Origin of the sequence: Hyphomicrobium sp. (genome assembly GCF_051860585.1) — a bacterium.
In the GTDB taxonomy this organism is placed as follows: domain Bacteria; phylum Pseudomonadota; class Alphaproteobacteria; order Rhizobiales; family Hyphomicrobiaceae; genus Hyphomicrobium_C.
The window spans coordinates 1-21,925 of sequence record NZ_JBHYDS010000002.1 but is presented as its reverse complement, the minus strand read 5'-3'; the positions used below and the strand labels follow the sequence as shown (position 1 = coordinate 21,925).

Annotated in this window: 22 protein-coding genes; 11 read left to right on the top strand and 11 right to left on the bottom strand. The window is 64.6% G+C overall.

Translation table 11 applies throughout. The annotated features are described in order from the left end of the window. The first annotated feature begins 4 nt into the window (after positions 1-4). The 4 genes from ACTIFK_RS03035 (at position 5) to ACTIFK_RS03020 (ending at position 8,480) form a co-directional block, all read left to right on the top strand. Positions 5-3,106, top strand: coding sequence for an efflux RND transporter permease subunit (locus tag ACTIFK_RS03035; protein ID WP_439541575.1), 3,102 nt, complete (start codon positions 5-7; stop codon positions 3,104-3,106). A 157-nt stretch (positions 3,107-3,263) separates the two neighbouring features. After that, positions 3,264-4,754, top strand: coding sequence for a glycerol kinase GlpK (gene glpK / locus ACTIFK_RS03030; protein WP_439541574.1), 1,491 nt, complete (start codon positions 3,264-3,266; stop codon positions 4,752-4,754). A gap of 284 nt (positions 4,755-5,038) precedes the next feature. Next, positions 5,039-5,926, top strand: a complete 888-nt coding sequence (locus tag ACTIFK_RS03025) for a MurR/RpiR family transcriptional regulator (protein ID WP_439541573.1) — start codon at positions 5,039-5,041, stop codon at positions 5,924-5,926. A gap of 292 nt (positions 5,927-6,218) precedes the next feature. After that, on the top strand, positions 6,219-8,480 hold the full coding sequence (locus tag ACTIFK_RS03020) for a TonB-dependent receptor (protein WP_439541572.1): 2,262 nt from the start codon (positions 6,219-6,221) through the stop codon (positions 8,478-8,480). Positions 8,481-8,535: 55 nt separating this feature from the next. On the opposite strand, the gene ACTIFK_RS03015 is transcribed toward ACTIFK_RS03020, so the two are convergent. Continuing rightward, positions 8,536-9,366 (bottom strand): formyl transferase, encoded by an 831-nt coding sequence (locus ACTIFK_RS03015; RefSeq protein WP_439541571.1) that lies wholly within the window; start codon positions 9,364-9,366, stop codon positions 8,536-8,538. 147 nt (positions 9,367-9,513) lie between these two features. Between ACTIFK_RS03015 and ACTIFK_RS03010 the strand changes: the two genes are divergently transcribed. Both ACTIFK_RS03010 and ACTIFK_RS03005 read left to right on the top strand, forming a co-directional pair. After that, positions 9,514-10,257 (top strand): alpha/beta fold hydrolase, encoded by a 744-nt coding sequence (locus ACTIFK_RS03010; RefSeq protein WP_439541570.1) that lies wholly within the window; start codon positions 9,514-9,516, stop codon positions 10,255-10,257. A 544-nt stretch (positions 10,258-10,801) separates the two neighbouring features. After that, positions 10,802-11,083, top strand: coding sequence for a hypothetical protein (locus ACTIFK_RS03005; protein WP_439541569.1), 282 nt, complete (start codon positions 10,802-10,804; stop codon positions 11,081-11,083). A 75-nt stretch (positions 11,084-11,158) separates the two neighbouring features. Here the strand turns inward: ACTIFK_RS03005 and ACTIFK_RS03000 are convergent, their stop codons facing one another. Continuing rightward, on the bottom strand, positions 11,159-11,404 hold the full coding sequence (locus ACTIFK_RS03000) for a hypothetical protein (protein WP_439541568.1): 246 nt from the start codon (positions 11,402-11,404) through the stop codon (positions 11,159-11,161). Between the two features lie 392 nt (positions 11,405-11,796). Between ACTIFK_RS03000 and ACTIFK_RS02995 the strand changes: the two genes are divergently transcribed. Then, on the top strand, positions 11,797-12,957 hold the full coding sequence (locus ACTIFK_RS02995; RefSeq protein ID WP_439541567.1) for a ceramide glucosyltransferase: 1,161 nt from the start codon (positions 11,797-11,799) through the stop codon (positions 12,955-12,957). Positions 12,958-12,965: 8 nt separating this feature from the next. Here the strand turns inward: ACTIFK_RS02995 and queF are convergent, their stop codons facing one another. From queF to queE, 3 genes are all read right to left on the bottom strand, one after another. After that, positions 12,966-13,427: a preQ(1) synthase gene (queF, locus tag ACTIFK_RS02990; protein WP_439541566.1), complete on the bottom strand. Its 462-nt coding sequence runs from the start codon at positions 13,425-13,427 to the stop codon at positions 12,966-12,968. Between the two features lie 37 nt (positions 13,428-13,464). Further along, positions 13,465-13,863 (bottom strand): 6-pyruvoyl trahydropterin synthase family protein, encoded by a 399-nt coding sequence (locus ACTIFK_RS02985; protein ID WP_439541565.1) that lies wholly within the window; start codon positions 13,861-13,863, stop codon positions 13,465-13,467. Between the two features lie 90 nt (positions 13,864-13,953). Further along, positions 13,954-14,583: a 7-carboxy-7-deazaguanine synthase gene (queE, locus tag ACTIFK_RS02980; protein ID WP_439541564.1), complete on the bottom strand. Its 630-nt coding sequence runs from the start codon at positions 14,581-14,583 to the stop codon at positions 13,954-13,956. A 165-nt stretch (positions 14,584-14,748) separates the two neighbouring features. Between queE and ACTIFK_RS02975 the strand changes: the two genes are divergently transcribed. Next, a complete protein-coding gene (locus ACTIFK_RS02975; protein ID WP_439541563.1) occupies positions 14,749-14,970 on the top strand; it encodes a hypothetical protein in 222 nt (73 codons plus the stop codon). A gap of 238 nt (positions 14,971-15,208) precedes the next feature. Here ACTIFK_RS02975 and ACTIFK_RS02970 read toward each other — a convergent pair whose 3' ends face one another. The 5 genes from ACTIFK_RS02970 to ACTIFK_RS02950 all read right to left on the bottom strand — a co-directional run bounded on the left by ACTIFK_RS02970 (position 15,209) and on the right by ACTIFK_RS02950 (position 18,484). Then, positions 15,209-15,742, bottom strand: a complete 534-nt coding sequence (locus tag ACTIFK_RS02970) for a Dps family protein (protein WP_439541562.1) — start codon at positions 15,740-15,742, stop codon at positions 15,209-15,211. A gap of 161 nt (positions 15,743-15,903) precedes the next feature. Further along, entirely contained in the window at positions 15,904-16,707 is an 804-nt protein-coding gene (locus ACTIFK_RS02965; protein WP_439541561.1) for an SRPBCC family protein, read from the bottom strand. An 11-nt stretch (positions 16,708-16,718) separates the two neighbouring features. After that, entirely contained in the window at positions 16,719-17,309 is a 591-nt protein-coding gene (locus tag ACTIFK_RS02960; protein WP_439541560.1) for an ArsR/SmtB family transcription factor, read from the bottom strand. A 94-nt stretch (positions 17,310-17,403) separates the two neighbouring features. Beyond that, positions 17,404-18,120 (bottom strand): 7-cyano-7-deazaguanine synthase QueC, encoded by a 717-nt coding sequence (queC, locus tag ACTIFK_RS02955; RefSeq protein WP_439541559.1) that lies wholly within the window; start codon positions 18,118-18,120, stop codon positions 17,404-17,406. A gap of 1 nt (position 18,121) precedes the next feature. Further along, a complete protein-coding gene (locus ACTIFK_RS02950; RefSeq protein WP_439541558.1) occupies positions 18,122-18,484 on the bottom strand; it encodes a GFA family protein in 363 nt (120 codons plus the stop codon). 237 nt (positions 18,485-18,721) lie between these two features. Between ACTIFK_RS02950 and eno the strand changes: the two genes are divergently transcribed. Further along, a complete protein-coding gene (gene eno, locus ACTIFK_RS02945) occupies positions 18,722-20,011 on the top strand; it encodes a phosphopyruvate hydratase (protein WP_439541557.1) in 1,290 nt (429 codons plus the stop codon). 20 nt (positions 20,012-20,031) lie between these two features. Here the strand turns inward: eno and ACTIFK_RS02940 are convergent, their stop codons facing one another. After that, positions 20,032-20,568, bottom strand: coding sequence for a GrpB family protein (locus ACTIFK_RS02940; protein WP_439541556.1), 537 nt, complete (start codon positions 20,566-20,568; stop codon positions 20,032-20,034). Between the two features lie 162 nt (positions 20,569-20,730). Here ACTIFK_RS02940 and ACTIFK_RS02935 point away from each other — a divergent pair, with 162 nt between their 5' ends. Further along, complete coding sequence (locus tag ACTIFK_RS02935) at positions 20,731-21,009, top strand: FtsB family cell division protein (protein ID WP_439541555.1); 279 nt, start codon at positions 20,731-20,733, stop codon at positions 21,007-21,009. A gap of 256 nt (positions 21,010-21,265) precedes the next feature. Then, complete coding sequence (locus ACTIFK_RS02930) at positions 21,266-21,895, top strand: thiamine pyrophosphate-dependent enzyme (protein WP_439541554.1); 630 nt, start codon at positions 21,266-21,268, stop codon at positions 21,893-21,895. The last annotated feature ends 30 nt before the right edge of the window (positions 21,896-21,925 follow it).

The following is a 21,925-nucleotide window of genomic DNA, read 5'->3' as shown; positions in this document are numbered from 1 at the left end:
GGCCATGAATGTTTCGCGGATCTTCATCGAGCGGCCCATCGGCACGACACTGCTGGCGGCCGGCCTCTTCCTCCTCGGTGCCGTGGCTTATGAGCACCTTCCCGTCGCGAGCCTGCCGGCCATCGAGTTCCCGACCATCCGCGTCACTGTCAGCCGGCCCGGCGCCGACCCCGAGACGATGGCGGCGAGCGTGGCCGCGCCGCTCGAGCGGCGGCTCGGCGAAATCTCCGGTGTCACGGAGATGACGTCGGTCAACGCTCTCGGGTCGTCGTCGATCTCGATGCAGTTCGACCTCGGGCGTAGCGTCGACGCGGCGGCGCGCGACGTGCAGGCAGCGATCAACGCGGCCTCCGCCGACCTGCCGACGGACCTGCCGCAGGTGCCGACGCTGCGCAAGGTCAATCCCGCGTCATCGCCGGTGCTGATCCTGGCGCTCACGTCGAAGACCATGTCCACCAATGCCATCTACGACGCTGCGGATACGGTCATCGCGCAACGCATCTCGCAAGTGGAGGGTGTGGCGGAAGTGACCGTCAGCGGCGCGGATCAGCCGGCCGTTCGCGTACAGGTCGATCCGTCGCTGACCGCGTCGCTCGGCGTGAGCCTTGAGGAGATCCGGACCGCCATCGACAATGCCAACGTGCTGGCGCCCATGGGATCGATCAACGGGCCGAAGCAGGCGATCGCGATTGCCGCCAATACCGAGATCAGATTGCCGGCCGACTACGCGCGCATCGTCGTCAAGCGGCGGGAGAACGGCGACGTTGTCCGCCTCGGCGACGTGGCGACGGTCATCCAAGGGACGCGCAACACGCGCTCGTCCGCGCAGTTCAACCACGAACCGGCCGTGCTGCTCATCATCACCAAGCAGCCAACGGCCAATGTGGTCGAGACGGTGGACCGCGTGAAGGCGCTGCTGCCGTCGCTCAAGCAGTGGATTCCCGCGGGACTCGACATCTCGATCCTGACCGACCGGACCACCACCATCCGTGCCTCCGTCCATGACATGCAGGTGACGCTCGGACTGTCGGTCGTTCTCGTCATGCTGATCGTATTTCTGTTTCTGCGGCGCGCGACGCCGACGATCGCGGCGGGGCTTACGGTGCCGCTGTCGCTCGCGGGCACGTGCGCGGCGATGTGGCTCGCCGGCTATTCGATCAACAACCTGACGCTGATGGCGCTCGCGGTCGCGGTCGGCTTCGTGGTCGACGACGCGATCGTCATGATCGAGAACGTCTACCGCAACATGGAGCGTGGGCTCACGCCGATGAGGGCCGCTCTCGCCGGCGCGCAGCAGATCGGCTTCACCGTCATCTCGATCTCGATCTCGCTCATCGCGGCGTTCATTCCGGTGCTGTTCATGGGCGGCATTGTCGGGCGTCTCTTGCACGAGTTCGCCATGACGCTCGCGTTTGCCATTGCGATCTCGGCGATGGTGTCGCTGTCGCTCACGCCGATGATCTGCGGACACTTCCTGAAGCCGCACGACACCAAGCCGCCCAATCTCCTGGACCGGATCGTGGAGGGCGTGCTCGGGCGCATCATCCGGGGCTATGGCCGGACGCTCGACGTGGTCCTGAACCGGCCGTTTGCGACGATGCTTGTCTTCATTGCGACGATCGCCGTCACGGTCCATCTCTACGTGACGACGCCCAAAAGCTACTTTCCGCCCGACGACACCGGGCTCATCATCGCCTCGACGGAAGCCAGCGCGGACGTCTCCTACGGCACCATGGCGAAGCTTCAAGGGCAGGCGCTTGATGTGGTTCTCGCCGACCCGGCGGTCGCCGGAGTGGGCTCCTCGGTAGGGACCGGCGGGCCCAATCCCTCGATGAACCAGGGCCGGATGTTCATCTCGCTGAAGCCGCTCAGCGAACGGCACCTCACCACGGCCCTCGTGATCGACCGGCTGCGCGGGCCGCTCGGCAAAGTCGTGGGGCTGCAGACGCGGCTGGTGCCGTCGCAGGACATCCGCACCGGCGCGCGGCAGGGGAAGTCGCAATATCAATACACGATCTGGAGCCTCGATCTCGGCGCCCTCACGGAGTGGCTGCCCAAGATCATGACTGCGGTGCGCCAGATTCCGGGCATCGTCGATGTCGCGACCGATCGCGAGCAGGGTGGGCTGCAGCTCAACGTCACCGTCGACCGCGAAGTAGCCTCGCGCCTCGGCGTCCAGATCAGCGATATCGACGCGGCGCTGGCCAATGCACTTTCACAGCGGCAGATCTCGATGATCTACACGTCACGCAACCAGTATCGCGTCGTCATCGAGATTGATCCCCGCCACCAGCGGGAGCCAGCAGATCTGTCGAAGATCTATGTTTCGAGCCGCGCAGGGAGCGCGGTGCCGCTATCGACGCTCGTGACGCTGGGCCGGGACACTGCGCCGCTGGTCATCAACCATCAGGGTCCGTTCCCCGCGGTGACCATCAGCTACAACCTGAAGCCCGGCGCGAGCCTGGAGACAGCGCTAAGCGGCATCGACCAGGCGCTGGCGGGTCTACATATGCCGCAGTCGATCCGGGGCGAGCCGGCCGGCGACGCCAAGTCCTTCGCCGAGCAGGCGCGCATGCAGCAGCTTCTGATCCTGGCGGCGCTGGCGGCGGTCTACATCGTGCTTGGCGTGCTCTACGAGAGCCTGGTGCATCCGCTGACGATCATCTCGACGCTGCCGTCGGCGGGTCTCGGCGCGCTTCTCGCCTTGCAGGTGACCGGCATGGACCTCTCGGTCATCGCCTTCATCGGCGTGATCCTGCTGATCGGCATCGTGAAAAAGAACGGTATCATGATGGTGGACTTCGCGCTCGATGCGGAGCGGCGTTTGGGATTGCCTCCACGCGACGCGATCCGCGAAGCGTGCCTCGAGCGTTTCCGGCCGATTCTGATGACGACGCTGGCCGCGGTACTCGGCGCCGTGCCGCTGGCGGTGGCCACGGGGGCGGGGTCGGAGCTGCGCCATCCGCTCGGCGTCACCATCATCGGCGGGCTTGCCGTGTCGCAAATCCTGACGCTTTACACGACGCCCGTGATCTACCTCTTGCTCGACAAGCTGCACAATCGGTTCGGCGGCAAGACGGTCGCGCCTACCCTAAGGGCGGCCTGAGAATTGCGGACTTCGAGTCCGTATTGCGACCGCGGCTTTCTCAACAGTGGTGTGATCGACGGCGCGATTGGTGCCGCCGAGTTCGTTGGCCGAATGTCCGTTTCTGTATAGCCTCAGCCAAACGGCCTATAGCGAAAATCGGACGCTCGAACATCGTATGACCCATCTCATTGCAATCGACCAAGGCACCACGTCGACACGGGCAATCGTGTTCAATGGAAAGCTGGAGCTGGTGGCCGTCGCGCAGCAGGAGTTGCGGCAGATCTATCCGGCCGCGGGGTGGGTCGAACATTGTCCCGAGGAGATCTGGTCGGCGGTGGTCGCAACGGTGCGAGACGCGATGGCGAAGGCCGGCGTCGGCGCACAGGATATTGCGGGCATCGGCATCACCAACCAGCGCGAAACCACGATCCTTTGGGATCGTGCAACGGGTCAACCGATCCACAACGCGATCGTCTGGCAAGACCGCCGCACCGCTGACACCTGTGCAGCGTTGCGCGCTGCTGGACATGAGACCTTGATCACGCAAAAGACCGGTCTCGTGCTCGATCCGTATTTCTCGGGGAGCAAGATCTCCTGGCTGCTCGACAACACGAGCGGCGCGCGAGTTGCAGCCGATCAGGGCAGGCTTGCGTTCGGAACGGTCGACTCGTTTCTTCTTTGGCGCCTCACAGGTGGCCGCGTTCACGCGACGGACGCGACCAATGCGTCACGCACGCTGCTCTTCGATATCGTCCGTGGAGAATGGGATGAGGAACTGGCAGACCTGTTTGCGATCCCCGCCCCATTGTTGCCGGAGGTCCGAGACTGTGCCGCAGACTATGGCGAAACGCTGCCCGATCTGTTTGGCGGTGCGATCCGGATTCTCGGCGTTGCCGGCGATCAGCAGGCCGCGACAATCGGGCAGGGCTGCTTTACGCCCGGTATGATGAAGTCAACTTACGGCACCGGCTGCTTTGCGCTCCTCAACACTGGGCCAGACCCGGTTCGCTCGCGCCATCGCCTTCTGACCACCATCGCCTACCAGCTTGGCGGCAAGCGCACGTATGCACTTGAAGGCGCGATCTTCATTGCCGGCGCGGCCGTGCAATGGCTGCGGGACGGCCTGCATCTCATTTGCCAGGCCGCCGAGGTTAACGCGCTCGCGCAAAAGGCCGATCCGGCCGAGCAGGTCTATCTGGTGCCGGCGTTCGTGGGGCTGGGCGCACCCCACTGGGACGCCGAGGCGCGCGGCGCCTTAGTGGGTCTCACGCGCAATTCTGGATCCGCCGAGATCGCACAGGCGGCGCTTGAGGCGGTCGGCTATCAGACCCGCGACATGCTGGATGCCATGCGCGCCGATTGGCCCGCCGCGGTCGAAACCGTCCTGCGTGTCGACGGGGGCATGGCCGCGAGCGATGTCACGATGCAATTCCTTGCCGATATCCTGGGCGCGCCCGTGGATCGTCCGATGGGGATGGAGACGACGGCGCTTGGAGCTGCTTTTCTCGCGGGATACCGCGCAGGCGTCTGCCCTGAACCGGATGAGTTCGCGGCGATGTGGCGGCTCGATCGTCGATTTGTCCCCGCGATGGACGACACAGTTCGGGCCCGGAAATGGAGCGGCTGGCAGGCCGCGATAGCTCGGGTCCGCACGCCAAAGGCGTGACAGCGTGGCCATCGAGAATATCGAACCGTGCAACTTCGACGAATTGCGAGTTCGTGGCTGTCGCTGGGCCGTCCTCATTTTCTGCGCGTCGGCTGCCCGCCTTGAAACGACCGAGGCGATGACCGCGTGGCGACGCTTCGCCGAGGCCATTCGGTCGTCCCATGCCGCGCGATATGCGCCGGCTTTCCGACCATAACCCCCATGTAATTCGGCCCACTTGCTCAAAATGTAGCAATCGCTACTGTCTTGTTGATCTCTGTAGTAGCAATTCAGCAAGGCATCCCATGGCAAGCGAGCCAGCAACGGAGTCGAAGACCGGAGACAAGCTCGGCCAGCGTATTCGCGTCCGGTGCCGCGGCTTGTCGCCCTCGCTCGTGCGCGTGCTCCGCTTCATCGATGCCAACAGGTTCGAGGCGCTGACGAAATCCGCTGTCGAGCTGGGCGCGGCGATCGGCACGTCCGATGCGACCGTCATCCGTGCCGTCCAAGCGCTCGGCTATGAGGGGCTCAAGGATCTCAAGAGCGCGCTGGCGGCGTCGTTCGGGCAAGGCCAGTCCGCCGCGGACAACATGGCGCGGACGTTCACGGGGATCGGCGCTGAACGCGAAGCCGCCGTCGACCGGGTGCTGGAAGACCACCGCGACGCCTTCGAGGCGCTCTCGTCCTCCGAGACGCGCTTGCAGATCTCGCAGGCCGTCGACCTGCTCGCGCCGGCGCGCCAGCTCGGCGTGTTCGGGATCGGCCCGTCGTCCTATCTGGCGCGCTACTTCGCGCTTCAATTGTCGCGAAGCGGACGGCCCACCCAGGTGTTCGATGGGAGTGGCGCGCCGTTGCCGGATCAGCTTCTGCAAATGAAGGAGCTGAACGCGCTCGTCATGCTTGCCTACGGCCGGCCCTACAAGGAGGCCACGGCCTGTATCTCCGAGGCGCGCCGCCTGCGTAAGCCCATCGTGCTCATCACGGACTCCGTTGAAAAAGGTCTCGCTGCGCATGCCTCCGTGGTGGTGACCGTGCATCGGGGCAATGCCGGCCGGGTTGCTTTGCACGGGGCAACATTCGTGTGCCTCGAAGCCATCACTCTGGCGCTTGCAACGCTCGACAAAACAGTCGCGATTGAGTCGCTTGAGCGCTTGAATGAGCTGCGGAAATTGGTCGGAAAGGCCCCGCAGTAGCTGCGCGGGATGTGTCGAATTTGCCACGGATCGATGCGAATGCGGCCGAAGCGTGGCGATATTCTCGACTACTACAGTCCGCAATCCGACGGTCGCCTCAAGCAAGCGAGCCAGCCAAAGCACTCCCAACGAGGCCGCTACTAGCCAGTGAGCTTGCGATAGCGGTCGTGCCGCCAGACGCCTTGTGCGGCACGACCGATCGGAATTTTCCTGTTGGGGGTGGGCAATGTTACGTGTTCAAGGCCGTGGATCTCATTCCGCGGCGATCGCAATTTTCGTTTCCAGTGGCGTGATGTCCATCGGCCTGGGGGCCGGGCCGGGCGCCGTTGCGCAGGAAAAACCCCAAGAGCTGCCGGCTCTCGAAGTGACGGCGCAAGCCAAGAAGAAGAGCGTCGCCGCGAAAAAGAAAGCGCCGGTCTCGCCCGCACCACAAGCTCCGGTTCCCGTCGCGCAGCCAGCGCCGGTCGAAACGGAAGAAGCAGGTGACGCAGACGGCGGTCTTTCTTCGGGGGGCATCGACGGCTACCGGGCGACCCGCTCCTCTTCCGGCACCAAGACGGATACGCCGCTGATCGACATTCCGCAGTCCATCACCGTCATCACGGAAGAGCGGGCCAAGGATCAGCACGCCCTCGACGTCAACAAGGCGCTGCAATACGTGCCGGGCGTGATCGTCGCTCAGGGTGAAAGCAACCGCGATCAGATCGTCATCCGCGGCCAAAGCACCACGGCGGACTTCTTCGTCGATGGTGTGCGCGATGACGTGCAGTATTTCCGCGATCTCTACAACGCCGATCGGCTCGAGGTTCTCAAGGGACCGAACGCCATGATCTTCGGTCGCGGCGGCGGCGGCGGCGTCGTCAACCGCGTGACCAAGAAGGCAGGCGAGGACGTTCGCGAAGGCAGCGCCTGGATCGGGTCGTTCGATCATTACCGCGCCGCGGCGGATGTCGGCGCTCGCGTCAGCAACGATTTCGCCGTGCGTCTCAACGGAATCTACGAGGACTCCGGCAGCTTCCGCGACGGCGTCGATCTCAAGCGCTACGGCATCAACCCGACGGTGCTCTTCCGGCCGACCGAAGATACGCGCGTTTGGCTGAGCTACGAGTACTTCCACGACGAACGGACCGCCGATCGTGGTATTCCGTCGATCGCAATTCCGGGCAGCACGCGGCGGCGGCCATTTCCGGGATCGATTGAAGCGTTCTTTGGCGATCCAAACCTCAGCGTTTCGGACTTCGATGGGCAGAACTTCACCGCGACCATCGAACACAAGTTCAGCAAAGACTTGAAGGTTCGTAACCACACCTACTACGGCGACTTCGACAAGTTCTATCAGAACGTCTTTGCCGCGACCGGCGTCAACGGGGCGGGCAACTACACCGCCGAGGCGTACAACAGCACGCTCGAACGGCAGACTTTCGTCAACCAGACCGACGTGACCTACAAGTACAACGGCGGGTGGTACGGGCACACGCTGGTGGTGGGCACGGAATTCAGCAAGCAGGATTCGCACTCGTTCCGGTTCGACGGTCTCTTCGATCCGGCGGATCCCAACACCGGCCCGAGTTCGCCTCCTGCGTTAATTCCGCGCCGGCGCTACAACAATATCCCGAGCACAAACCCGACCATCAACGTTCCGGTTTCATTCACGGATCTAACCACTGATACCGAGTCGGACGTCACAACATCGTCGGTGTACGTTCAGGATCAGTTCGACATCACGAAGTACTTCCAGGTCATCGGCGGCGTGCGCTTCGACCGCTTCGACATCGATGCGACCAATCTTATGAATGGCGCCTCATTCGGACGGGTCGATGATGTGTGGTCGCCGCGAATTGGTGTCGTCGTAAAGCCCTTCGAACAGCTTTCGCTCTACGCCAGCTACTCGAAGTCGTTCCTGCCATCGACGGGCGATCAGTTCACGGGCCTCAACCTCGCCGCTTCGGAGCTTGAGCCAGAGGAGTTCAACAATCACGAGGTCGGGTTCAAGTGGGAAGTTGCGCCGCGTCTGATGTTCTCGGCAGCGCTCTTCCGTCTCGAGCGTGAGAACACTCGGTTCCCCGATTCAACGAGGCCTGGATTCTTCGTGACCAGCGGCACCAGCGAAACGCGCGGTGGCGAAATCGAACTCACGGGCAATATCACGGACGAATGGGAAATTGCCGGCGGTTACGCCAGAACGTTCGCCGAGGTGACCAGCGCACAAGGGACGAGCGGAACCGCGATTGTGCCTGTCGGTCGAAACCTTCCGAACGTTCCCGAGGATATGTTCACACTGTGGAACAAGTACCGGTTCACGCCGATGTTTGCCGCGGGTGTGGGCGTTGTGCATCGCTCGGAGATCTTCGCTTCGACGAGCAACACGACGGTGCTGCCGGAGTTCACCCGCGTGGACGGCGCGCTCTTCTTCAATCTGACGGAAAACCTCGACGCGCAGCTCAACGTCGAAAACATCTTCGATGAGAAGTATTATGCGAGCTCGCATACGGACAACAACATCTCGCCCGGTGCACCACGCGCGTTCTACTTCGGTGTGACCAGCAGGTTCTAGGCTCAATAGCGTGGCGGCGCACCGTGTGCCGCCACGCACTTTTTTAGCGCATGCGTTACCAGACGCCGCGCGTGAGGCCGATGCGGACGTAGGTCCAGAGCGTCGGCGGAAACCATTTCATCGACGGCAGATCGACGGCCACCGGTGCGAGGCGATTGGCCAGCGCGTCTTCGATGGCGCGTGCGAACAGCGGCAACGCCGTCGCCGCCTGGACGTGCTGATAGGTGCCGAGGTTGTCGCCCGGTCCGAACGTGACGCGCTGCTGATAGAGTACCGCTCCAGTATCGACACCCTGGTCGACAAGATGGATCGTGACACCGGCGTGCTCCGCGTCGCCGGTTGCAAGCGCCCAGTACCCGGGATCCTGGCCACGGTACTTGGGCGTGATGCCGGCGTGATAGTTGATGAACGGGGCAGGGACGGCGGCCAGCGTCTGGCGCGACAAGAGCCGCGTGCCATAAACCGCCACCACGTCGGGTTTGAGTTGGGCGAGCAGATCGCGGCAGGCTTGCGTGTTCACCGACGGCACCGGGCGGACAGGGATGGCCGGATCGCGATCCGGGTTGAGACCGTGAGTCGCGTAGATCTCATTCAGCTTGCGGCCACGGCGGCGGTCGAAGCGCATCATCATCCCCAGCGCGACCTGCCCGATGGCCGGAACGATGCCCAACAGGCGGGCGCGGCGCCGGAAGATCTCTCCGCGCGATTCCGGCTGTTCCGAGATCACGGTGAGCGCACCGAGGCGCGCCGCCAATCCGTTGACGACAATGCCGCTGAGCGTGCCTTGCGCAGTAAGGACGACGATGCGGCGGCCGCCGGGCGTGGCGGGGCCGTTCGGCCTGGCGGGGCCGCGGGATATCGGTTCGTCTGACCCTTGCGCCGCCACGGCTCCCTCCTGCTGTTTGACGCATCGCTTTGTTTCTGCTCGACGCGGATCAAGGGCCTGCTGTCATGCGCCCTCGCGAAGCAACCTTTAGCGGCGCGCCGATGTATGCGAAACGGTTTCGTACGGTTCTCTCCCGCGAGGCAAAAGATGACGACGGTGTTCGTGCATGGCGTTCCAGACACGGCGGACGTCTGGTCCCGGCTCGATGGCGAACTTCGAAAGGAGCTTCCGGTCGAGCGGACGGTGGCGCTCTCGCTGCCGGGGTTCGGCTGCGATGCGCCGCCCGGGTTCGGCTCGTCGAAGGAGGAGTACGTCGCCTGGCTGATCGCTGCGCTCGAAGAGATTCCGGCCCCGCGCGATGTGATCGCGCACGACTGGGGATCGATCCTTGCGATGCGGGCCATCGCGGTGCGGCCGGGTCTGGTGCGGAGTTGGGTCGCGGGCGGGGCTCCCTCGACCCCGGGCTACACGTGGCATCCGACGGCGCGGCTGTGGCAGACGCCGGGTGCGGGCGAAAAGGCGATGGAGCGGTTCATGGGGCCGCTCGCAATCGACATGCTGGGACGCGCGGGGCTCGATGCGGCCATGGCGGCGGAGACCGCGGGCCGGATCGATGCGCGCATGAAAACAGCGATCCTCGCGCTCTACCGATCGGGCCGCGATGTCTTCGACGCGTGGGGCGTGGAGACAGATGGGCAGGCGCGTTTCGCGCCGGGTCTCGTGCTATGGGGCGAGCGCGATCCCTATGCCAGGCCGGCGTTCGCGCATCGCTTGGCGGCGGTAACCGGAGCCGCCGTGCGCGTGCTCGATTGCGGTCATTGGTGGCAACTCGAGCAGCCGCGCGAGGCGGCTGCGGAGATTCTTGCGTTCAGGCGCGGCATGGGCGGCTAGCTCCCGCCAGATGCCGCCCGCTGGAGGGGCTTCGTCAGGCGAGCGGGTATGGGATCGTCCAACACGCCGTTGAAGGCGCGGGCGAGCATGCACCGCGTACCGATAAACATCTCATGCTTGGTCCGGGCTCGGGTGTCCGTCTTGAGTGCTTCACGCACTCTGTCGGCGAGGGGGGCTTCAAGCTCGCCGTCTGCAAATGCCATGATCAATTCGTCGCGCAATGTAATATTCAACGCTCATACTCCCGTTGCCAGCGGCCGGCGTCCCCAAATGGACGATGATCACGGCGCGCTCTTTTCCGCTTTGACGGTCAACGGTTAGAACTACGCAGTCCGTCGCTGAAAGTTCCAGGACGCGGGGTTGGCGTTGCGTGCGGGACACAGCATTTATTTCTGAGCCGCCAAAGCGCGCCGGACCGCAGACCCTTATGCTTAAAAGCGTGCTTGCGTGCCGCTGGGCGTCATTTGCGCGAAATTTCCGCGCTGTCGCCAGACCGCTTGTGCAATACTTTTGGATTGTCAGCGTTCACGCGAGGCCATGCAAAATGGGCAAAAAGCTCGGCAAGAAGGAAGCGCTTGGTTTGATCCTATCGGAGGTCGCCAAGCTTCGGAGCGACATCAAAGCGCTCGAAAAGCTCCTGTCCGGTTCGGCGGCGAAATCGAAGCCGGTCGCCGGGAAGGCCAAGCGGAAGGTCAGCAAGCCTGCTGCAAAGCGACCTGCGCCTGCCAAGAAGCAGCCGGCTCCGTCGCGCCGGCCAGTGTTGGTCGAGACCGGCGCAGCGCCTGCGCCCGCGCGAGTGGCCGCACCGGCGCGTTCGGCGGGATAACGGACGGCGTAGGCGCCGTTGCATAGCAAGGCGCGGGCACGCATCGGCGCGCGGGCCCGCCGGGTCGTGCCATGCTTAGGCCGCCAGCGGGCGGGACATGCGGGCGGGCGCGATCAGGCGCCAGCTCATGAAGGAGCGGATTTCCGTCATCTGGCCGTCGGCGAGCCGGGCAACGGGTCGCGCGCCGGACTCGCGTCGGCAGATATGCGCCGAAATCCAGCGCTCGACGATGTCCTCGCCGCCGTCATCCGCCTTGCGCCAGACCCGGTACTTGATCTCGACGATATCGCCGATCTCAAGATGGTCGATGCTGGTCGTCATGCTGGCTCATGATCCTGTTGTTGCGATCGAGTCGGAGTTCTAGCCGATGTCCATCTCAGTTTTTTGGCGGTGAGGAGGCAACAATGCGAAGCCTCGAAAACATCTCACTTTTATGACAATCGAGCGCGTCGATATGGCGCCTCGCGCGGTGCGCTCTCAGCGTTGACGCACAACCCCCGCTTGCGGTTTCATCGCATGTCTTTCACACGACGCTCGTTCTGCGACGCAGCACTGTGCGGTAAGGCACCTTCTCCCACTTGAATGGGGGCGCTGAGCCGCGCCCCCATTTTTTTGACCGCCGCTACGTAGGTTACGGCCGCTCTCACTCCGTCATCGGCCTGTCATGGGACTCCGCCAAGAAATTCCGCGCGTCGAAAGAGACGAGGCGGGAGATGGCGACCGGCATGGAATGGATTGCGCTGACGTTTTGCGCGGTTGTGCTGGCGGTTCATCTCACTTCCGCGGGCCTGGCGATCTGGCGCGTGCGCAGGTCGCGCGACGTCGCATCGTCCGCGCAGGACTTATCCTCCGCGCAAGACTGGCCCGCCGTGAGCATCATCCGGCCGGTCTGCGGTCTCGATCCGCTGGATGAGATGACGCTGCGCTCCACGTTCGAGCTTGCTCACCGGACTACCGAGCTGCTGTTCTGCGCGGCGCGCGCCAACGACGACGCAGTGCCGCTCGTCCGCCGCCTCATCGCCGAGCATCCGCACATTCGGGCGCGGCTGTTGATCGGCGACGACGGGGCGACAGCCAACCCGAAGCTCAACAACATCATCAAGGGCTGGGACGCGGCGCAGGCCGCGTGGGTCGTGATCGCGGACAGCAACGTCCTCATGCCCTCCGACTACATCGCGCAGCTGTTCGGCGCGCTGCGGGACGATACGGGTCTCGTGTGCTCGCCGCCCATCGGGAGCCAGCCCGAAGGGTTCTGGGCCGAGGTCGAGTGCGCGTTCCTCAACACCTATCAGGCGCGCTTTCAGCTTGCCGCGGACACCTGCGGGTTCGGGTTCGCACAGGGCAAGTCGATGCTGTGGCCAAAGCCGGTGCTCAACGCCGCGGGTGGCATTCGCGCGCTCGGCATCGAGATCGCGGAAGATGCGGCAGCGACCAAGGTCGTGCGCCAGCATGGTCTTCGCGTGCGCCTGGTGGACCGGCCGTTCGAGCAGCCGCTCGGGGTGCGCAACTGCCGCCAGATCATCGACCGGCAGGTGCGCTGGGCCCGGTTGAGGCGCGCCACGTTCCAGTTTTGCTATCTTCCCGAAGTGCTCGCGGGCAGTTTGCCGGTGCTCGCGTCGGCCGCGCTGGCGGCGCCTGCGATCGGGCTCGACGGGGCCGAGGCGTGCGCGCTGCTCGGTGTCGTGTGGTACGGCGCGGAGTTCGCGCTGGCCAAGTCCGCGGGCTGGCATGTGTCGACGCTCTCGCCGCTGGCCTGGGTGGCGCGCGACGTGGCGCTGCCGGTCATCTGGCTCAAGGGCTGGACCGGTGACGGCTTCACTTGGCGCGGAAACGACATGACCGTCGCAGAGCCCGCCGCCGAAACGCGCGTCTAGCTCTCCTGTCAGCCACGGCCGCGGTAGGGCGGGACGCCCTGGTCGGGGAGCCAGACGTTCGGCGGTACGGCGCCGGATTGCCAGAACACGTCGATCGGGATGCCGCCGCGCGGATACCAGTAACCGCCGATGCGGAGATAGGCCGGTTCCAGAAGCTTCGCGAGCCGCTTGCCGATCGCCACCGTGCAGTCCTCGTGGAAGGCGCCGTGGTTGCGGAACGAGGCGAGGTAGAGCTTCAGCGACTTGCTCTCGACCAGCCAATCGGCGGGCACGTAGTCGATCACGAGGTGGGCGAAGTCCGGCTGTCCTGTCACCGGGCAGAGAGACGTGAATTCCGGAGCGGCGAAGCGGGCGACGTAGGCGGTATCGGGGTGCGGGTTCGGAACGCGCTCGAGGATCGCCTTGTCGGGACTCTCGGGGATCGCCGTGGCTCCGCCGAGAAGCGTGAGGCCGGTTGTTTTGCTGCCCATGAGGCTCGTAGCTCCTGTTTGCAGCGATCGGAGGTCGCTATTCCGCCGCGAGCGGGGCGGGGCGGGCCGCTCCCGTGTAGATGACGCCCTCGTGGCAGCTGTCCCGCGAGACGTGGATCTCGGCCAGGCCGGGAACGCGGTTCTGAAGACGGGACCAGATCCACATCGAGATCCGCTCGAGCGTCGGCATATCGAGGCCTTCGACCTCGTTCAGGAGCCGATGGTCGAGCGCATCCTGGGCGTCGGCGATGGCGGCCGCCAGGTCGTCGAAATGGAAGACGAGGCCGGTCTCCGCGTTGGGCTCGCCATCGATGACGACGCGCGCACGGAACGAGTGGCCATGCACCCGGGAGTTCGGGTGGCCGATGGGGGCCGACGGCAGGTAGTGCGCGGCCTCGAACAGGAATTCCTTATAGATGCGCATGGGGCGTGACATAGGGGATTTTGGGCGGCGGCGCCATCCCCAGCGCGTGGGGCAAGGGGCAGCAGGCGGTGGCCCGCATTTTCGTCCACGGCCAGCGGATGCCTACGGAATACCGATCCGCTTGTGGGTCTGGACGGACAGTCGCCAGGCCGGGTGGGCCTTGACGTAGCTGACCGCCGCGTCGGTGTTTTCGGCCAGCTTGGGACCGTCCATCGGGCTCACATAGCGGCGCGGGAAGTCGAAGGCGGCGAAACTCTCCGGATCGAGGCCCGCCTGCGGATAAACAAGCTTCAGCTCGTCTCCGGCCTTGAGGGCGATCTGGGTGCCGGCCTTGGGGCTGACGCAGATCCAGTCGATGCCCTCTGGCAGGGGCAGCGTGCCGTTGGTTTCGATGGCGATGGTGAATCCATGGTTATGCAACGCAGCGATCAGGGGCGCATCGACCTGAAGCGCGGGCTCCCCACCCGTGAGGACGACGAAGCGGTCGCTTTCGCCGCCGGTCCAGGCGGCTTCGACGGCCGACGCTAAAGCGTCCGCGTCCTGGAATTTTCCGCCGCCGGCGCCGTCCGTTCCGACGAAATCCGTATCGCAGAAGCGGCAGTCGGCCGTGTCGCGGTCGACCTCGCGGCCGGACCACAAGTTGCAGCCCGCAAAGCGGCAGAAGACCGCCGCGCGGCCGGCATTCGCGCCCTCGCCCTGCAGGGTGTAAAAGATCTCTTTCACGGCATACATGCTGCGATGCCTACGGCCTCGGGGCGCGATGTCAAGCGGCCGGCAGTCGCATCGGGATGGGACTTGCGTCCGGGGAAGCACGGGCGTCCGGGAAGCGCGGGGCCCATCGGGAACCGGGGCCTGGGCTCGCGGGTATCCTTCAGGAGACGCAATCGAGGACGACGCATGCAGTGCTCAGTTTGTGGCGCGGAAGCCGAAAACCTCACATCCGGCGATTTCGACGGGTTGGTCGTGCGCTGCAAGCGCTGCGGCGAGTACGAGGTGGCTGACGCCGTTTTGAACGACCTGCTGCGGCTCGATTTCGACGCGCGCGTGGCGGCCCTGGAAATGGCGAAGAGGGCGGCAGGGCCCGATACGCGCCCTGCGATCGCCCTCGACGCGGCGTGATCGCCGTAACCACACAACGTCATGCCGGCGAAGGCCGGTACCCACGCAAGTGTCCGCGCATGCGAAGGTGCGGAGTCCTCGCCGGCGGAGCGTCCTTGGTTGGCTGGCGTGGGTCCCGACCTGCGTCGGGATGACGTGGAGAGAGACTTCCGTCGCGCGCGAAAACGTAGCGTTTGCGTCCCACACGCCGTCTCGCGTGCGAAGGCATGCAACCGCAACAGGTCCGGTCCGCGGCGCTTTAGGTGTTGCGCGTCGCTTCAAACAGGAACCACAGGCGGCGTTCGGTCTCGTCGATCCAAACGTCGAGCAGGCTCGATGTCGCGAAATCGTTGTGCTCGTCGGTGAGGTCGTGGACGCTGCGAAGGCGCTGGACGAGATCCTTGTTGTCGTCGCGCAGCTCGGCCAGCATGCCTTCCGGATCGACGTAATCGGCGTCGTTGTCCTTCACGCGCTGCAAGCGGCTGATTTGTCCGATCGAGCGGAGCGTGGTGCCGCCGATCTTGCGCACGCGCTCGGCAATCGGATCCGTCATGGCCAGGATCTGCCCCGCCTGCTCGTCGAGCATCAGATGGTAGTCGCGGAAGTGCGGGCCGCTGACATGCCAGTGGAAGTTCTTGGTCTTCATGTAGAGCGCGAACGTGTCCGCTAGCAGCTCGTTCAGCGCGCCCGTGAGGTCGCGAACGGCATTGCCGCCGAGATCGCTCGGGGTCTTGAGCGGCATCTTGCGTGTTTCGGCAGCCGCCTTCTTCGCTTCGGCTTTCATTTCGGCCATGGGGGAGACTCCATCGGGTGGGGGACGGGGATGGCAGGTCCCTTGAACGTAGGAGGCCGGCGGACAGAAGCAAGACTCCCGGCTGCCCCGTTAAGCATACATTGCGGCAAACGCCCCCGCTCAAGCGTTGAACGGCTGACGCGCGGCGGCGGTTGCAGGCGTCAGGCCGCGCTTGGAAAGGTTTTTCCCAACCAATCGCGCCATAAGTCTTCGCTTGCTTGCGCCTTTTCCGCCGCGTCGTCGCCGTAGAAGAAGATGATCGCGCTCACGTTGACGTTGTCGCTGATGCCGTAGGTGCCGAACATGGCCACGCCCGCGGGCTCGTCCAGTCGCAAGAGGGCATAGCGCTTTTGGTCGTCCTGGTGGACGGCGTGGACGACGCCCGTCATCCTCTCTGGTTGCGCGGATGTGGTGCGGCGCTCTCCAGCATTGAGGCCTGCGAGGCCCAGCTCATGCGTGAGGCGCGACCAGACCGCGAGCTGGTCGCTCTTGGTGAACGCCATGACACGGGCGGACACCGCCTTCTTTCCCGCGAAGTGCCCGAGATAAATTCGCAGCACCTCGAAGAATCCGGGCCAGCCACCCTCGAATCCTTCCATCTGGTCGTCCCAGTCGTCGGAGGAGGTGAAGAGCGAATGCACCATGCGCACGAGACACTGATCGCCGGAACGGCTCGTAATGACGATCTCGGTCGCAACCGGCGGCGCGTCCTTGCTCCAATCGCGCTCCACGTAGCCGAATCGATGCGGCGGCTCCCATATCGTCACCTCGCCCGACGAGCTCATGTCTGGGCCGAAGTCGAATTCCAGCTTGCCGCCGACGCGCTCCTCGATCGTGGCCTTGGTGAACCATGCCGCGTTGCCGTCGCCGGTGGCCATCGCCTGCCAGACCTGCTCGGGCGTCCCCGGCACGAGGACTTCCATCTCGACCCAGCGTTTTCCTGTTCCGTCCTTCTTGATGGGCATGGGCGGTCCTCTCAGGTTTTTGCTTCTACAGGTGCGGGATAGGACGCAACCACGAGGCGGTGCGGGCGTCCGCCGGGCGCCCTCTCGTCGTGGTAGCGCGCGACCAAGGTCGTGATGGCGTGGGCGAGGTCGCTGGTGAACGCCACGCGGTCGGCGGGCGTTTTGAAACGAACGACGGTGTCGATCGAGAGCGTCGCGATGCGCTTCTCGCTCTTGCGCGCGTGGTGCCACAAGTCACCGACCTCGCGCACGATGCGCGCCGCGAGTGCAATGAGGTAGCTCGCCGACAGGCGATCGGTGTTGCGCGCCGGGTCGGCGCCGATCGCTCCCAGCGCCGACGGCGAGACGACATACGATGTGGCGGTGGCGACCATCAGCCGTTCGGTGAGGCCGCCCCATTGCCGCTCCTCGGCCGGCTCCACCAGCTTGTGCTGCTCGAGGGCGCGCAGGTGGTAGTTGACCTTCTGGCGCGTGAGCCCGACGCGCGCGGCCAGAGACGCCGCGGAAGCCGGCGTGGACAGCTCCGCCAAAAGGCGCCGTTTTATGGGATCGAGCGCGAGCGATGCCCGCACCGGATCGTCGATCACATCGAGGTCCATCATGGGCGCACGCTCGCATTGACAAAAATATTTGTCAATGCCGACCCAAGATCTCCCAGGCGCCGACCGGCTCCGGCTGGGGGTCGGATCGGGGCGTTCAGGTGCCGGGGCTATTTACCTGCTTTTGCCAAATGTCCCAGCCCTTGGCGCGGAGGTCGCACGCCGGGCAGGTGCCGCATCCCCAGCCCCAGGCGTGGCGATGCGTGCGGTCGCCGAGATAGCAGGTGTGGGTGTGCTCGCGGATCAGTTCCACGAAGGCCGCGCCGCCCAGCGCGTCGGCCAGCGCCCACGTCGCGGCCTTATCGATGAACATCAACGGCGTCTCGATTGCGAACGGCTTGTCGAGGCCCAGCGCGATGGCCTGCTCCTGCGCGCGGATGGTGGTGTCGCGGCAATCGGGATAGCCCGAGTAGTCCGTCTCGCACATGCCGGCGACGAGGGTCGTGATCGCGCGGCGGTAGGCGAGGGCGGCGGCATAGACGAGGAACAAGAGGTTGCGCCCGGGGACGAACGTCGACGGGAGCCCCGCCGCCGTCATTTCAATTTCGGCGTCGCGCGTGAGTGCGGTCTCGCTGATCCGCCCCAGCTCCTTGAGGTCGATGTGGTGGTCCGCGCCGAGACGCGCGCTCCACTCCGGAAAGCCGCGGCGCATCTCATCGAGCACCACGCGGCGCTGGGTGAGTTCGACAGCATGACGCTGGCCATAGTCGATGCCGAGCGTTTCGACGCGCGAATAGCGCGCGAGCGCCCAGGCCAGGCAGACGGTGCTGTCCTGGCCGCCCGAGAAAAGAACGAGAGCGCCGTCCGCCTTCATGTCAGGCGCTCTTGCCGTCAAAGGGCGTAATCGTCAGCGCGTCGAGATCGATGGCGTCGATGCAACGCACATTGAGCGCGACGGTCGGCGTTCCGTCCGGCAGCGTGCCGCGGGCGAAGCTGGTCACGCCACAGGTGCTGCAGAAGAGATGATGGATGACGTGCTTGTTGAACCGATAGTCGGTCAGCGCGTCTTCTCCGGCCGTGAGCGTGAAATCGGAGCCTGGAATGAAGGCGAGCAGGGTCCCCTTCCGCCGGCACATGGAGCAGTTGCAACTGATCGCCTGCGAAATCGGTTCGCTTCGTGCCTCGTAGCGCACCGCGCCGCAGTGACACGAGCCTTGATAGGTCTTCTGATCCGCCATTCTACCTACGCGCTCCTGATCATCGTTGTTTTACCGCCATGCCTGCCGGTCGCGTTTGTCGCGGCAGGTGGGTAGGGTTGCCTACCCACAGGGGTCTTTCCGCGCCCGGCGAACCCGGGTACAACGCCTGCGGCTTGCTGGCGCACGCCGCATTCGCCGGCGCTCCGACCATCCTCGCACAACACGCATTTGTCCATCCGGCTTCCTGCCCATCCGTTTTTTTTCAAGGAAACTCTCATGACTGCCATCGTCGACATCCTCGGCCGCGAAATTCTGGATAGCCGCGGCAACCCGACCGTTGAGGTCGACGTGATGCTCGAAGACGGTTCGATGGGGCGGGCTGCGGTTCCGTCCGGTGCGTCGACCGGTGCGCACGAGGCCAACGAACTGCGCGACGGCGACAAGTCCCGCTACCTGGGCAAGGGCGTGCTCAAGGCGGTCGACTCGGTCAACGGCGAGATCTCGGATTCGCTGATCGGTCTCGATGCGGAGGATCAGCGCGGCATCGATCAGGCGATGATCGCGCTCGACGGGACGCCGAACAAGAGCCGCCTCGGCGCGAACGCTATCCTCGGCGTGTCGATGGCGGCGGCGAAGGCTGCGGCGGATGCCTCGGGCCTGTCGCTCTATCGCTACGTCGGCGGGACCTCGGCGCATGTGCTGCCGGTGCCGATGATGAACATCATCAACGGCGGCATGCACGCCGACAACCCGATCGACATCCAGGAATTCATGATCATGCCGGTGTCGGCGGAAACGTGTGCGGACGCGATCCGCATCGGCGCCGAGATCTTCCACACCCTGAAGAAGAACCTCAAGGACGCCGGCCACAACACGGGCATCGGCGACGAGGGCGGCTTCGCACCCAATCTCAAGAGCGCCGACGACGCGCTCGGCTTCATCATGAAGTCGATCGAGAACGCCGGTTATAAGCCGGGCGACGACGTGATGCTGGCGCTCGATTGCGCTTCGACCGAGTTCTACAAGAACGGCAAGTACGAATTGCACGGCGAGGGCAAGAGCCTCGATAGCGCCGGCATGGCCCGCTACCTCGAAGATCTCGTCTCGCGCTTCCCGATCATCTCGATCGAGGACGGCATGGCCGAGGACGACTGGGCCGGCTGGAAGGCGCTGACCGACGCCATCGGCAAGAACGTGCAGCTCGTCGGCGACGATCTGTTCGTCACCAACACGGCGCGTCTCTCGCAGGGCATCAAGACGGCGACCGGTAACTCGATCCTGATCAAAGTCAACCAGATCGGAACGCTCACCGAAACGCTGGACGCCGTGTCGATGGCGCAGCGTGCAGGCTACACCGCCGTCATGTCGCATCGCTCGGGCGAAACCGAAGATTCGACGATTGCGGATCTCGCCGTCGCGACCAACTGCGGTCAGATCAAGACCGGGTCGTTGTGCCGCTCGGATCGTCTCGCAAAGTACAACCAGCTCATCCGCATCGAGGGCGAGCTGGGCGATGTTGCGCGCTATGCGGGCCGCTCCATCCTGCGTGGTGCGCGAGCTGTCTAGGGAGACGACCCTTCACCGCGTCAGCGGCGATGCCGCGTGAGTGCTTCTGCCTCTACGCTCTTGATCCATGCATTCTTGCAGTCGTTGTACGCGTGGGAGTCTGCGGGGTGAAGGCTGCGGCAGCGCGCTTTCTCTCTCTCGTACTCGCGCGCAAGGTCCGGTCGCTCGCGGAGGTAGTCCCTGAACGCCAGATGGCGGCTGATCTCGCTCGAGCCGATTTCGTAGCAGTGAAGCTGAACAAGCCGACGCCCCGTGTGCCGATCGTCTTTTGTGCAATAGCGCCGTCCCGGAAGTCCTAGTTCTCCCCACCATTCATAGCCCAGGGTTTCGATGTCACGTCGATGTGCGTCTAGCTCCGGCAAGCTCTGGACCACCGGTATGAGATCGAGAATGGGCTTGGCGGAAATGCCTTGGATTGCGGTAGAGCCGATGTGATGGACCGTCACAATGATCGGCGCGAGCGCCGCCGAAAGGGTGGCGCCCGCCTGTTCGGCCATTGCGGACCAGCGCGGATCATGCGGCAGCAACTCGACAGCGATCGGACGGGGCAGGGTCATAATGCTCCCGGCGGTTGGGCAGATGCGCGACGGGGCTTTACCTCGCTTTAATCGTGCGAGGTTTAGGGTTCTCCCGTTCCCGGATCTCATAAAGCGTATCGTCGAACACCTGTGTTGCGTCCACCCATACATGATCGGCGAGCTAGGCCCCGGCAGGCTCTGGTGTTGCTTCTCTGCCTAGGTTTAACGGCCTATTTCGCCTATCACACCCTCCATGGCCGTCACGGCCTCGAGGCACGGGACGCATTGCTCGAGCGCGAAAGCGCTCTGCAGTTCGAAAACCAGAGCCTCGAGGCCGTGCGCGCCAAGCTTTCGCGCGACGTGGCGCTGATGCGCTCCGATCCGCCCGATCCGGATTTCGTCGAGGAAATTGCCCGCGACGTGCTCGGGTTTGCCCGGCCGGACGATCGTATCGTCGCCAAGCCCATGCCCAACGGCTGATTCCGCTATCGTCGCCGTGAGGTTGCCACAGCGGACGGGCATCCTGGTATTTCAAGATTTTTTGCTGCAGCGCGGTGGCCGGCGGATGCTGGGCCCACGCCACGCACGCTGACGTGTTCGTCGTGTCTTTTACTTGTTTCGATGGCACACTACTGTTTCGCGAAGGGCGAGGGTCACGTTTTCGCGCAGGGGCGAAGTCCGGGCGCGAGAGCGTGCGATGCGTCGTCCGGCGTGCGGCATTGACAGAGGAGCAGCAATGGAAAGCCTTTCTCACTTGGCTCAGGCGGAGGACTTCATGTTCTCGCCCGACGAGGAGATTGCGGCTTACCGCGCGATGCTGCTTATCCGCCGCTTCGAGGAAAAGGCCGGACAGCTTTACGCCCTTCAGGTGATCCATGGCGCGTGCCCGCTGTCGATCGGTCAGGAGGCGTCGATCGTCGGCATGATGATGTCGGCGCGCGAGACGGATCCCGTGATCACGGGCTATCGCACGCACGGCGCGCTGTTGGCGCGCGGGATCGAACCACGCCTTGTGATGGCCGAGCTGATGGGACGTCGCGGCGGATTGTCGGGCGGCAAGGGCGGGACGGTCCGCATGGCCGCGTCGGAGCATCGTTTCTACGGCGGGCACGGATCGGCAGGGCTCTGCGCACCGCTGGGAACCGGGATCGCGTTCGCCGCGCGTTACCGCGGCGACGATACGGTGACGCTGGCGTTCTACGGCGACGGGGCCGCATCGCGGGGCCGCGTTTTCGAGGCCTACAAGCTGGCGGCAAAGTGGAAGCTGCCGATCGTTTTCATTGTCGACAACAACACGGCGTCCCCGGGCGCCGGCATCGTGATCGGCGCATTGCCCTGGGCGGGGGGCTGTTGCAGATGGGTTTGACCATTGGCCTGACCGCCTATGCCGTCTCCG

Excerpts from the sequence above, each read along its gene's own strand:
- ACTIFK_RS03000 (WP_439541568.1), bottom strand. The coding sequence starts at position 11,404 with ATGACGACCAGCATCGACCATCTTGAGATCGGCGATATCGTCGAGATC.
- ACTIFK_RS03035 (WP_439541575.1), top strand. The coding sequence starts at position 5 with ATGAATGTTTCGCGGATCTTCATCGAGCGGCCCATCGGCACGACACTG.
- glpK (WP_439541574.1), top strand. The coding sequence starts at position 3,264 with ATGACCCATCTCATTGCAATCGACCAAGGCACCACGTCGACACGGGCA.
- ACTIFK_RS02995 (WP_439541567.1), top strand. The coding sequence starts at position 11,797 with ATGGCGACCGGCATGGAATGGATTGCGCTGACGTTTTGCGCGGTTGTG.
- ACTIFK_RS03020 (WP_439541572.1), top strand. The coding sequence starts at position 6,219 with ATGTCCATCGGCCTGGGGGCCGGGCCGGGCGCCGTTGCGCAGGAAAAA.
- ACTIFK_RS02940 (WP_439541556.1), bottom strand. The coding sequence starts at position 20,568 with ATGACCCTGCCCCGTCCGATCGCTGTCGAGTTGCTGCCGCATGATCCG.
- ACTIFK_RS02930 (WP_439541554.1), top strand. The coding sequence starts at position 21,266 with ATGGAAAGCCTTTCTCACTTGGCTCAGGCGGAGGACTTCATGTTCTCG.
- queE (WP_439541564.1), bottom strand. The coding sequence starts at position 14,583 with ATGTATGCCGTGAAAGAGATCTTTTACACCCTGCAGGGCGAGGGCGCG.
- eno (WP_439541557.1), top strand. The coding sequence starts at position 18,722 with ATGACTGCCATCGTCGACATCCTCGGCCGCGAAATTCTGGATAGCCGC.
- ACTIFK_RS03010 (WP_439541570.1), top strand. The coding sequence starts at position 9,514 with ATGACGACGGTGTTCGTGCATGGCGTTCCAGACACGGCGGACGTCTGG.
- ACTIFK_RS02975 (WP_439541563.1), top strand. The coding sequence starts at position 14,749 with ATGCAGTGCTCAGTTTGTGGCGCGGAAGCCGAAAACCTCACATCCGGC.
- ACTIFK_RS02965 (WP_439541561.1), bottom strand. The coding sequence starts at position 16,707 with ATGCCCATCAAGAAGGACGGAACAGGAAAACGCTGGGTCGAGATGGAA.
- ACTIFK_RS03005 (WP_439541569.1), top strand. The coding sequence starts at position 10,802 with ATGGGCAAAAAGCTCGGCAAGAAGGAAGCGCTTGGTTTGATCCTATCG.
- ACTIFK_RS03025 (WP_439541573.1), top strand. The coding sequence starts at position 5,039 with ATGGCAAGCGAGCCAGCAACGGAGTCGAAGACCGGAGACAAGCTCGGC.
- ACTIFK_RS02970 (WP_439541562.1), bottom strand. The coding sequence starts at position 15,742 with ATGGCCGAAATGAAAGCCGAAGCGAAGAAGGCGGCTGCCGAAACACGC.
- queC (WP_439541559.1), bottom strand. The coding sequence starts at position 18,120 with ATGAAGGCGGACGGCGCTCTCGTTCTTTTCTCGGGCGGCCAGGACAGC.
- ACTIFK_RS02950 (WP_439541558.1), bottom strand. The coding sequence starts at position 18,484 with ATGGCGGATCAGAAGACCTATCAAGGCTCGTGTCACTGCGGCGCGGTG.
- queF (WP_439541566.1), bottom strand. The coding sequence starts at position 13,427 with ATGGGCAGCAAAACAACCGGCCTCACGCTTCTCGGCGGAGCCACGGCG.
- ACTIFK_RS02960 (WP_439541560.1), bottom strand. The coding sequence starts at position 17,309 with ATGATGGACCTCGATGTGATCGACGATCCGGTGCGGGCATCGCTCGCG.
- ACTIFK_RS02985 (WP_439541565.1), bottom strand. The coding sequence starts at position 13,863 with ATGTCACGCCCCATGCGCATCTATAAGGAATTCCTGTTCGAGGCCGCG.